The 1,054-nt window shown below is 44.3% G+C and carries 1 protein-coding gene; it reads left to right on the forward strand.

Going from position 1 to position 1,054, the window contains the following annotated elements:
• Positions 1-44: 44 nt before the first annotated feature.
• Positions 45-1,054: hypothetical protein (locus tag QA601_18955; protein MDG5817181.1), on the forward strand; the 1,010-nt coding region annotated here is incomplete at its 3' end.

Raw genomic sequence — 1,054 nt, forward strand, 5'->3', positions numbered from 1 at the left:
AAGATTTCCCGGGGAACTGTAAGAGTATAGTACTGTGAAGGGCCTTGCCTTTTCTTTATTTGAGCGGAAACTATTTCGGGGCCTGGCTTAACACAAACTTCTCTGACGCACCGATTTTTGATGAAAGTGTGATAGTAAGGGATTCCATTAAAAATTTCACCAAAACAAAACCAAAAGATCTGTTTAATGATTTTAGAATCTCCTACGCCTATAATCCGGGTGCTGATAAGTTTGACAAGGTACTTTTTGTTACTAACGCAGATAAACAAACGTTCCCGGTGATGGATGAGCTTGAAGGGGGTGCTGAAATCGAGCTTCGTAAAGATTTTAAAGCAGAAGCAAAGAATAGTGGTGATTCTGTTATAATTACCCTTACGATAGGTAATTTTGAGGAACGTCGGTCTATAATCGATTCCGGGGTGAATGTTGGCAGCCTGGTGAGCTTTACTGCTCTGGGGGGCAGTGATGAAACGCACAAGGTGCCGGGGATATCCGCTTTCAGAGGGCGGGTGAGCTCTCGTGGTATAAATTATAAAGGCGAATTGATTTTAGAAGTAGAATCCAAAGACCGGTACCAGCCCGATCCCGGTTCTGAGCCTGTCCAAAGAGGCATTCTCTTTCACTACGGTTTATCCTATGATGAGGAACTGCATTTAGCACCGCGTGTATGGACCAGCTATGTGGGAGGATTGTCATTTAACGCTGATACAGAAGAAAGGGCCTACAGTTTTGCCAGAAGTTTGTGGAAGCTGTGCAGACAGAGTTATCTTATCACCAGAAAAAAGCAACAGGCACCCGATTCACTTACAACCCTTAAGTGGTATTACGATTATAATGACGATACGTTTTCAAACGGTGCCGTACGGTTTCTGCACAATCTCATAGAGTGGACAACTCGCCCCAAAGCGCAGGTAGAATTCACGATACCACTGAATGGATCTATTAACCTCCCAGAAGACACTAAGCGAACCCTTGAGATAGAGCTGCTCGAGCCGGTCTATTTTAAAGATATGGTGTTCACTCATAACGAGAAACGGCGGGGATATGTGACCAG

The organism is Chitinispirillales bacterium ANBcel5 (genome assembly GCA_029688955.1).
Taxonomy (GTDB): Bacteria; Fibrobacterota; Chitinivibrionia; order Chitinivibrionales; family Chitinispirillaceae; genus Cellulosispirillum; species Cellulosispirillum alkaliphilum.